This is a genomic window from Tessaracoccus bendigoensis DSM 12906 (genome assembly GCF_900141915.1).
Lineage (GTDB): Bacteria > Actinomycetota > Actinomycetes > Propionibacteriales > Propionibacteriaceae > Arachnia > Arachnia bendigoensis.
The window spans coordinates 17,327-27,076 of record NZ_FQZG01000058.1 but is presented as its reverse complement, the minus strand read 5'-3'; the positions used below and the strand labels follow the sequence as shown (position 1 = coordinate 27,076).

The window sequence follows — 9,750 nt, the reverse complement described above, 5'->3', positions numbered from 1 at the left end:
CGCGACCACCTAATTGAGCACTATCCCGGACTCGATCGACGACACGCCGCACTTCGGCGTCATTTCGACAAACGAACCCCGAATAGTGCTCAACGTCTCACCTCACCCAACCCGAGCGCCTTCAGGCGGTGGCCCAGGCTCGGAGCCCAGACGCGACAGAGCGCAACTCCTGAAGCTGTTCGGCGACGCGGACGGGGGCGGTACCGCCACGACCGTCACGGGATGCGACCGAACCCTCAACCGTCAGGACCTCTAGAACGCCTTGGTCCAGTTGCGCCGAGATCGCCGGCAGATCCTCAGTTGTCAGGTCCTGCAATGTGATCCCGCGCGACTCGCAGTAGCGCACCGACTCCCCCGCCACCTCGTGGGCCACCGCGAACGGCACGCCTTCCCTCACCAGGTGGTCGGCGATGTCGGTCGCCAGCGAGAATCCCCTCGGGGCCACCTCCGCCATCCGGTCGGGGTGGAACGTCAGCGTCGCCACCATGCCCGCGACCGCAGGCAGCAGTACATGCAACTGGTCGATCCCGTCGAAGACCGGTTCCTTGTCCTCCTGGAGGTCACGGTTGTAGGCCAGAGGGAGGCCCTTGAGCGTCGCCAGCAACCCCGCAAGGTTGCCGATCAGCCGACCGGCCTTGCCACGGGCCAGTTCGGCGACGTCGGGGTTCTTCTTCTGAGGCATGATCGAGCTGCCGGTCGACCAGGAATCATGCAGTGTCGCGAACCCGAACTCCGCGGTGCACCAGAGGATCACGTCCTCGCTGAGTCTCGAAAGGTCGACTCCGATCTGTGCCAGAACGAAGGCCGCTTCGCTGATCAGGTCACGCGCTGCGGTCCCGTCGATCGAGTTTGGCACCGACGAGTTGAACCCGAGCTCAGCGGCGACCAGTTCCGGGCTTAGCCCAAGCGACGTCCCTGCCAGCGCCGCCGAGCCGTAGGGGCTGACGGCGAGCCTGACGTCGAGGTCGCGGAGCCGCTGGACGTCTCGGATCAGCGGCCAGGCGTGCGCGAGCAGGTGGTGACTGAGCAGGATCGGCTGTGCCGACTGCAGATGGGTCCGGCCGGGCATCACTGCTCCGAGATTCGCCTCCGCCTGCGTCGACAGCGCCTCGACGACGGCGTCGACGTCCTGCGCGATGAGCCGGATCTCCTCACGCAGATAGCTGCGGATGAGCGTTGCGATCTGATCGTTCCTCGAACGACCGGCGCGGATGCGGCCCCCCAGCTCATCGCCGACGATCAGCTTCAAGCCCCGCTCCAAGGCCCCGTGCACATCCTCGTCGGTGGGGTCGGCCACGAACTCCCCGGTGGAGACCCGTCGGGCCAGTTCCGCGAGCCCTTCGTCCATCCGACGGGCCTGTTCATCGTCGAGCAGGCCTGCCGCGTGCAGGGCTCCGGCGTGGGCCCGGGACCCCGCGATGTCATGCAGGGCCAGTCGCCAATCGAACTGCGTCGACTTCGACAGAGCGAACATCGCCTCGCTCGGCCCACCCTCGAACCGGCCACCCCAGAGTCGTCCTGTGCTCACGAAAGCTCCTTCACTGCCGGCCTGCCGGTCTTCGTCATCTCGGAGATGCTGCCAACCGTGCGGTTGGCCGCTTCATTGTCTGTGGCGATCACCAGAACGGTGTCGTCGCCCGCGATCGTACCCAGCACTCCGGGCAACCCGGCAAGGTCAAGGTACGACGCGAAATACTGGGCCGCTCCCGGCGGGGTCTTCACCAGGATCTGCGTGCCGGCATGCCGGATCGACTGCAGCAGTTCGGCACACAACTTCGCGAGCTTCTCGGTGGCCGCCTCCTCGCCCGCCTCGGCAGAAGCGGCGTAGACGAGCGCTCCCCCGATCGCCCGCTGGCGGACGGCCCCGAGCTCCAGCAGGTCCTTCGACAGGGTCGGCTGGCTGACGGTGATGCCGTGCCCGCTGAGCGCCTCCATCAACTCGGCCTGAGACGTGTAGCACGCCTCGCCGAGCAACTGCCTCAGCGTCGCGAGCCGCCCTGCCCTCGTCGGGTTAGCCATGCCCGTCCAACAGCGCAGGCAGCGCGTCGACGAAACCCGCAAGGTCCTCCGGCGTCGCGATCAGTGGTGGGGCGACGCGCAACACCGACGGGCGGGGCGCGTTGATCACCCAGCCTGCGTCCAGGGCATCGTCGCTCACCCGTGCGGCGATCTCCTCGCGCAGCACGATGCCCAGCAGCATGCCACGCCCACGCACTTCAAGGATCTGGGGGTGGGAAAGCTCTCCGAGCGCACGAACCAGCCAGGCGCCGGTCGCCCGCGCATTCTCGAGCACGCCCGATTCCAGCGCGTCGAGGACGGCATTCCCAGCGGCTGCGGCGACCGGGTTCCCACCGAAGGTGGTCCCGTGCTGGCCGGGGTGGAGCAGTTCGGCGGCGCGCCCCGTCGCGAGGCACGCGCCGATGGGAAAGCCGTTCCCGAGAGCCTTCGCCATGGTGATCAGGTCCGCGGTGATTCCGTCGGCGCGGTGCGCCAGGTAGTCGCCGCAGCGCCCCAGCCCGGTCTGAACCTCATCTATCCACAACAGTGCGCCGGCGTCGTCGGCGATCCGTCTGGCGGCGGCCAGGAACCCCTCGGGCGCGGGCACCACCCCGTTTTCGCCCTGCACGGTCTCAAGCAGGATGGCGGCGGTCCGGTTGTCGACGGCTGCGCGGAGCGCCGATTCGTCCCCGAAGGGCACGAAGAAGACCTCACCAGGCAGGGGCTCGAACGGTTCGCGGTACTTCGGGTTGGAGGTCAGCGCGAGAGCCCCCATGGTGCGGCCGTGGAAGGAACCCTCCATCACCACGACCTTTGTGCGGCCCGTCAGGCGTGTGAGTTTGAAGGCGGCCTCGTTGGCCTCGGTCCCGGAGTTGGTGAAGAACACCCGGGTCGGCTCGACGCCGGTGAAGGCCGCCAGTCGCTCCGCAAGCCTGATCTGGGGCTCGCTTGCGAAGAAGTTGGACACATGACCGAGCTGGTCCAGTTGCCCGGCGACGGCCGTCGTAACTCCCGGATGTGCGTGCCCGAGAGCGTTGACCGCCAGACCGGAGAGCAGATCGGTGTACCTGTTGCCATCGGTGTCCCAGAGGTGGATACCCTCACCGCGTGCGAACACCCGCTTGGGCACGCCGAACGCGTTCATCATGACGGCGTCGTAGCGGGCCTTCAGGTCGGCCTGGTTCATGCGTACTCCTCATCGGTGACCATGGTGCCCACTCCCTCGTCGGTGAATATTTCGAGGAGGAGGCAGTGCGGCACTCTGCCGTCGATGACGGTCGCCGAGGCGACCCCGCCCTCCACGGCACGCACGCAGGCCTCCATCTTCGGGATCATGCCCGAATCGAGCGACGGAAGCAGGCCGCGCACCTCTTCGCTCGAGATCTGCGTGATGATTGACGACTCGTCTGGATAGTCGGCATAGACACCGGCCACGTTCGTCAGCATCACCAGCCGTCTGGCGCCGAGCGCCACCGCCAGCGCGGCAGCGGCGGTGTCACCGTTGACGTTGTGGACCTGGCCGAAGACATCGGGGGCGACCGTCGCGACCACGGGGATCCGCCCGGCAGCGATGAGGTCGTTCAGCGAACTCGGGTCGACCGATTTCACGTCCCCGACCAGCCCCAGGTCGACCTCCTCGTCGTCGACGACCAGGCCGCGACGCTTCGCGGTGAACAGCCCCCCGTCCTCACCGCTCATGCCTACCGCGAACGGCCCGTGCTGATTGATCAGGTTGACGAGCTCGCGTCCGACCTGGCCGACCAGCACCATCCTGACGACGTCCATCGCCTCCGGGGTGGTGACCCTGAGCCCGCCACGGAACTCGGAGGCGATCTCCAGCCGGTCGAGCATCGAGGAGATCTGTGGCCCTCCGCCGTGTACCACGACAGGCCGGAGCCCGACGCGGCGCAGGAACACGACGTCCTCGGCGAACGCGCGCTTCAAGGTATCGTCGGTCATGGCGTTGCCGCCGTACTTGATGACGACGGTCTCGCCGGCGTAGCGGGCGAGCCACGGCAGCGCCTCGATGAGGGTGTTGGCCTTTGCCAGCAACTCAGGGTGGCGCTGCGTGACGGTTCTGGGGCTCATGTCGAGTACTCCGCGTTCTCTTTCACGTAGTCGTAGGTGAGGTCGTTCGTCAGGATCGTCGCGCTGTCGCTCCCGGCGTGCAGGTCGACGGTGACGCGCACCTGCCGACCGCTGAGGTCGACCAGGGACCGGTCCTCACCGATCTGGCCACCGCGACAGACCTTGACCCCATTGAATGAGACGTCCAGATCGTCGGCGTCGAACGCCGCATCGGTGACGCCGATGGCCGACAGCACGCGACCCCAGTTCGGATCGCCGCCGAAGATGGCGCACTTGAACAGGTTGGAGCGCGCGATCTCCCGTCCGACGACCTCTGCGTCACGTTCGGAGGCGGCCCCCACCACATCGATGGAGATCTCGTGCGAGGCTCCCTCGGCATCGGCGATCAACTGCCGGGCCAGGTCTACACACACATCGGTCAGGGCATCGACGAAGGCTGCCGGCTCGGGCGTGACGCCGCTGGCACCAGACGACATGAGGATCACGGTGTCGTTGGTCGACATGCAGCCGTCGGAATCGGCCCTGTCGAAGCTGACCCGGCAGGCCCGCCGCAGCGCGCCGTCGAGGGCGGCGGCGTCGACGACAGCATCTGTGGTCAGCACCACCAGCATCGTCGCGAGGCCGGGCGCCAGCATTCCCGCCCCCTTCGCCATGCCGCCGACCGACCAGCCGTCGACCGTGACGCCCGCCTGCTTCGAGACGGTGTCGGTCGTCATGATGGCCTCGGCCGCCCCTGCTCCCCCGTCGGTTGACAACGAGTCGCACGCCGCGTCGACCCCGGGCAACAGCTTGTCCATCGGTAGCCGCACGCCGATCAGCCCAGTCGAGCAGACGGCGATGTTGTCGACTACGGCCCCGAGTCGGTCGGCCAGCCTTGACGCGGTCGCTACCGAATCGGCGTACCCCGCCGCTCCGGTGCAGGCGTTCGCACCACCCGAATTGAGCACTACGGCGGCCAGCTGACCGTCCGCGACCGCCTCGCGCGACCACTTGACCGGGGCTGCGAACACCCGGTTGGTCGTGAACACCGCGGCCGCGGCCTGGCTCGGCCCGAGATTGGCGACGACGGCGACGTCGGGACGCCCGCTGGCCTTGAGGCCCGCCGTGGTTCCTGCGGCAGAGAATCCCTGAGGAAGGGTGACGCTCACGGTGCAACTCCTACGGTGCTGAGCCCGCTGGTCTCGTCGAGGCCCAGGGCGATGTTCATCGACTGGATGGCGCCGCCAGCGGTGCCCTTCGTCAGATTGTCGATGGCAGAGATCGCGATCAGCCGTCCTGCCGCCTGGTCCACGGTGACCTGAACCGTGGCGCGGTTCGACCCGACCACGGCTGCGGTCTGCGGCCAACTGCCCTCTTCCAGCAGCGAGACGAAGGGCTCGTCCGCGTAGAAGTCGGCGTAAGAGGCGCGGGCATCGGCTTGACTGACTTCTCCGAGGATCGGCGCAGAGCAGGTGGCGAGGATGCCGCGGGGCATTGGTGCCAGCAACGGCGTGAAGCTCACCACCACCTCAGATCCGGTGACGCCGGAGAGGTTCTGCACGATCTCGGGGGTGTGCCGGTGGCCTCCACCGACGCCGTAGGGGCTCATGTTTCCCATGACCTCGGAGCCGAGCAGGTGCGGCTTCGCGGCCTTTCCCGCACCCGAAGTGCCGCTGGCCGCGACGATGACGATCTGGGTGGTGTCGATCAGCCCAGCCGCCACCGCGGGCAACAAGGCGAGAGTGCACGCCGTCGGATAGCACCCAGGCACCGCGACACGTTTGGCCCCCGCGAGTTGGCGCCGCGCCCCCGGCAACTCGGGAAGCCCGTACGGCCAGGTCCCGGCGTGGTCAGTGCCGTAGAACCGCTTCCAGTCCTCCGCCGAATTGAGCCTGAAGTCGGCGCCCGCATCCACGATCAGGACGTCGTCACCGAGTTGTTCTGCGATCGATGCCGAGGTGCCGTGCGGGAGCGCGAGGAACACGACGTCATGGCCGGCCAACTCCTCCGCGGTCGTCGGAGCGATGACCCGGTCGGCCAGCGGGGCCAGATGGGGCTGTAGCGCGCCGAGTCGCCCACCCGCGCTCGAGTTGCCGGTCAACGCCCCGATCTCCACCTCCGGATGCTGCAGGAGCAGGCGGAGCAGTTCTCCGCCTGCGTAGCCCGTGCATCCCGCCACCGCGATCTTGAAACTCATGATCGGAACTATTCCACAGATGCAATAGTTATTCAACCTGACAGCCTGCCTTGCGCCAGCGGTCAGGTTCGTGATCCACCACTCGCCCACCGTGCGTCGGACCAGGCCCGCCCACTACGCTCTATACCTGAACCGATGGAGGCTCCAATGCGCGTTGCCCGCTCGCTGCTCTCGCTGCTACTGCTGCTCTGCGCCGTCGCTTGCGCGCTGCTGAGCGGAGGGGCACAGTGGCTCAACGCGATGGCGCGAACCCCCGAGCCTGCAGCACAACTCATCGGGCCGCTGGCCTCAGATCCGCGGGTTCTCAGCGCGATCGCGGATGAACTGGAGCAGTCGGCGATTGACCGGATTCCCGCCGTGGCAAGGGCCGTCCCAGGGCTCGGCACGCACATCGAGACGGTGCTGACGCGGGCCGTCGACGAGGCACTCGCGGGTGAAGGCGTGGAGGAGGCGTGGCTCGAGACGATCAACCGGACGAGGGCCGCGTCGGTGGCTGAGTTGGACGCCTACCGTGCCGATCCGTCCGAGACACCGACCATGTGGCTGGATCTGACCCCGTTCGTCGAACTCGGTCGCGCCAGGCTCATCGCCGTGGCCGACGCCCGCGTCCAGCCGTATCTGGAACAGATCACCTGGGGCGACGATCTCGTTGTGGCACTCGGCCGTCCCGATGCCCGCACGGCAACTGTCGCGAGCGAACTCCTTGGGTTGGTGCAGCACTGGCAGTGGGGTTTCGCGGCCGCAGGCATCCTCGCTGCCGTCGGGTTGCTCGCCGGGTCCAGACGCGGGCGTTGGCTGGCTTTGACCGTCGCCGCATTGCTCGGGATGGGGGCGGTGCTCGTGGGTCGCACGGTACTGGGCCGGGTTGAGTTGGCCGGGTCCGGCTCCACGCAGGCGGCGGTGACTGCCGCGCTCGTGGAGGCAACGGCCGATGCCCTGCTCACGACCACCGCCACCTGGGCGTGGCTCCTGCTGGCACTGGCCGGGGTGGGAGTTGTGGGGCTGGTGCTCGCCGGTAGACGTCGTCGCCGCTGACCGACGACGGCTCCTACCGGTGCGCCGTCAACAGCCCTCCTTCGCCAGCGTCTGGGCACCCCGCACGATGATCTTCACCCCGAGCGAGAACCTCTGCGCCCCCTCTTCCGGAGCGCCACCTTCGACGATCCCGAGCTCCGCCATCTGTCCCCTCGTCTGTTCCTCGACCGCATGACCGAGGACGAAGTGCAGAAGCGTCGCGGCGATCGCCTCGGGGTGAGGCATCGATGCCGCCGACAGCCTCTCCTCCGCTTGCCGGGCCGGCTGCTGCGTTCCGAGCCCCACGGCGAGCGAGGATGCGACGACTTCGGCACCGTCACGACGACTCATCAGCGCGTCCCGTAGGCCCGATGCCCACTCGGTGAGCCACAGATCCACCTCGGCATCCGGCGATGGGGGCAGGACGCTCCGGACGATCTCGTCGCTGAGGGCTGCGAGGAGGCTCTGCTTGTTCGGCACGTGGTAGTAGAGTGCCCCGGCCTGCACACCGAGGACATCTGCGACGCGGCGCATGCTCAGGTCTCCCAACCCGTAGGTGTCCAGGATGTTCAAGCCGGCCTCGATGATCGCTTCCCTAGTCAGCGCCACTGCCCGCTTCCCTCCTTTCGAAGCATCCGGAGGCCGCGATGGGGACGAACCCCAGACGACGGTTGATGTCGAGCATCCACGAGTTTTCGGAGGCGTTGCCTGTGACGACGGCGCTGACGCCCGGCCAGGTGGCGCGCATCGCCGCGTGGCTCGCGGTCTTCATGGTCCATCCGAGACCCTGCCCACGGTGGGGGCCGAGCACCAGCGTGTCCCACTGGTCGGCCACTCGCGGCCGGGCCCGGTCGCTTACCACGCGGGTGAACCCGACGAGTTCACCGGTGCGACGCTCCCGCACCACCGTCACCAGTTGTCCCAGCCCCCCGTCGCGACGTTGACGGTCGAAGGTACGCACACGGGCCTCGTCGTAGACCTCGGGCTGCAGCTCGGCCTCTCCGGTTGGGACATCAATGCTCATTGCCACCATAAGGGCGGCCATCGCCGAGAGATGCTCCGCCGGAGTGTCATCCACCCATTGGAGGAGTTCATAGCGCTCAGCGAGAGAGCCCGTCGCAGCCCTCGCCATCTCCTGAAGCGTGGCCTGCGGCTGCAGCGTCAGGCCGGACATGGTGTCGACTTGGGCGAGCCGGAACCCGTGCCGCAGCAGGAACCTCGCACCGGGGCCTTCGGGGTCGATCACGCCGTCCCCGTCACGGGCCTTCAGCATCCCGGGGCCCGGCCTCACGAGTGGCTCCCAGGTCCATGCCTGGAAGGTCGTCCTGCCATTGGCCCGACCCCAAGCGAGGGCGGCCTCAAGTAGCGCCTCCCCCGTTCCCATTCTCCGACGCGAGGGGCTCACCCCGACCGACACGTAGGCGACGTGCCGATTGTCGACCCGGGGCTCGACCAGAGTGGCCATCCCCGCCAACTCCCCGTCCTCATGCGCGGCCAGATACCGGCAGCGCGCGTATGCGGACTGCTGGCCCTCCGACCAACCCGCCAGGGCGGACTTCCCAAGATCCGTGTTGCCGAAGAGGTCGAGAAGGACCCCGTCCCATAGCTCTGCATCGAACTCGCACAGGCGGAAGTCCGGATGCGACGGATCCGGCGGCTGCTCGTGGCGGGAAATCTGCACGCCACCAACGTTAGCGGTGTGGAACGTAGAATCGGGTTGTGTCGAACTTCCACAAGCCCGTGAAACGCCCAGGCGACATCATCGAGTTGTTGGCAGGGGGTGGCGACCCTGCTGAGATGAGCGGGCTCGCACGAGACACTGCCGGTGCGCTGTTGAACCATATCCGAAGGGCGCCCGATCAGGAGGTGGTCGCCCGCGTCATAGGGTTCGCCGATGGTGACGGCATCGAGGACCTTGCCGAATTGTGGGCCTCATCCCCCGCCGACTCCCTGGCCGGCGCGCTCTGGCGGCTCTACCTGCTGCGCCACACGGTGCAGGAGGCGCCGTCAGCGGCGGGCTACCGGTTCAGTCGCGGGATCGAGGTCGACACCGTCAGCCAAGCCATCGCCGGTTCCCCGAGCGCCCCGACCCCGGAAGAGGTCGTCGAGTTGGCCACAGTGATCCTACGAGGCGCTTTCGCCGGCGACTTCGCCGTCGCGCTGGAGCGCGCGGCCGCCTTCGCCCGCGTGATGGCGGCCGGAGAGCGTGAACTCATGGCCAGCTCGGATGATGCAAGGCGGGTCATGGATGAGCTGCGGCGACTCGAGGGCTACGAGACGGTGTCCGCAGAACTGACCGCCGCGGCGGCGCTGTGGCGCAACGGCGAACTTAATTGATCCGAGCCGCTAGACTGTTTCTTGTCGGGCCGTGGTAACCCCGGGCTCCACTATTTGCCGCCCAGAGCGGCCACGCGCCGAGAGGCGTTCCGCGGTCCGGCACTCAGTCTTCTCCAGAGCGAGCCACGCGTCTTGAG

10 protein-coding genes are annotated in these 9,750 nt (G+C 67.8%); 2 read left to right on the top strand and 8 right to left on the bottom strand.

Translation table 11 applies throughout. From position 1 onward, the window contains the following. Positions 1 to 121 precede the first annotated feature (121 nt). The 6 genes from argH to argC are packed head-to-tail and all read right to left on the bottom strand — an operon-like array spanning position 122 to position 6,262. Positions 122 to 1,474: an argininosuccinate lyase gene (gene argH / locus BUC15_RS13915; RefSeq protein ID WP_245787989.1), complete on the bottom strand. Its 1,353-nt coding sequence runs from the start codon at positions 1,472 to 1,474 to the stop codon at positions 122 to 124. Between the two features lie 50 nt (positions 1,475 to 1,524). Then, positions 1,525 to 2,019 carry an arginine repressor gene (locus tag BUC15_RS13910; RefSeq protein WP_073189347.1) on the bottom strand — a complete coding sequence of 165 codons (495 nt, stop codon included), beginning with the start codon at positions 2,017 to 2,019 and terminating at the stop codon, positions 1,525 to 1,527. Further along, a complete protein-coding gene (locus tag BUC15_RS13905) occupies positions 2,012 to 3,184 on the bottom strand; it encodes an acetylornithine transaminase (RefSeq protein WP_073189344.1) in 1,173 nt (390 codons plus the stop codon). The genes BUC15_RS13910 and BUC15_RS13905 overlap by 8 nt, the downstream gene beginning before the upstream one ends. After that, a complete protein-coding gene (gene argB / locus BUC15_RS13900; protein WP_073189342.1) occupies positions 3,181 to 4,086 on the bottom strand; it encodes an acetylglutamate kinase in 906 nt (301 codons plus the stop codon). Before argB ends, BUC15_RS13905 begins: the two co-directional genes overlap by 4 nt. Continuing rightward, positions 4,083 to 5,234, bottom strand: a complete 1,152-nt coding sequence (gene argJ / locus BUC15_RS13895) for a bifunctional glutamate N-acetyltransferase/amino-acid acetyltransferase ArgJ (protein ID WP_073189340.1) — start codon at positions 5,232 to 5,234, stop codon at positions 4,083 to 4,085. Before argJ ends, argB begins: the two co-directional genes overlap by 4 nt. Beyond that, positions 5,231 to 6,262: an N-acetyl-gamma-glutamyl-phosphate reductase gene (gene argC / locus BUC15_RS13890; protein WP_073189338.1), complete on the bottom strand. Its 1,032-nt coding sequence runs from the start codon at positions 6,260 to 6,262 to the stop codon at positions 5,231 to 5,233. Before argC ends, argJ begins: the two co-directional genes overlap by 4 nt. Before the next feature lie 147 nt (positions 6,263 to 6,409). On the opposite strand from argC, the gene BUC15_RS13885 reads away from it, so the two are divergent. Further along, positions 6,410 to 7,297 carry a hypothetical protein gene (locus BUC15_RS13885; RefSeq protein ID WP_073189336.1) on the top strand — a complete coding sequence of 296 codons (888 nt, stop codon included), beginning with the start codon at positions 6,410 to 6,412 and terminating at the stop codon, positions 7,295 to 7,297. A 27-nt stretch (positions 7,298 to 7,324) separates the two neighbouring features. Here the strand turns inward: BUC15_RS13885 and BUC15_RS13880 are convergent, their stop codons facing one another. Further along, positions 7,325 to 7,885, bottom strand: coding sequence for a TetR family transcriptional regulator (locus BUC15_RS13880; protein ID WP_073189352.1), 561 nt, complete (start codon positions 7,883 to 7,885; stop codon positions 7,325 to 7,327). After that, positions 7,872 to 8,957: a GNAT family N-acetyltransferase gene (locus BUC15_RS13875; RefSeq protein WP_073189334.1), complete on the bottom strand. Its 1,086-nt coding sequence runs from the start codon at positions 8,955 to 8,957 to the stop codon at positions 7,872 to 7,874. Before BUC15_RS13875 ends, BUC15_RS13880 begins: the two co-directional genes overlap by 14 nt. Before the next feature lie 38 nt (positions 8,958 to 8,995). On the opposite strand from BUC15_RS13875, the gene BUC15_RS13870 reads away from it, so the two are divergent. Continuing rightward, a complete protein-coding gene (locus BUC15_RS13870) occupies positions 8,996 to 9,613 on the top strand; it encodes a hypothetical protein (RefSeq protein ID WP_073189331.1) in 618 nt (205 codons plus the stop codon). Positions 9,614 to 9,750 lie beyond the last annotated feature (137 nt).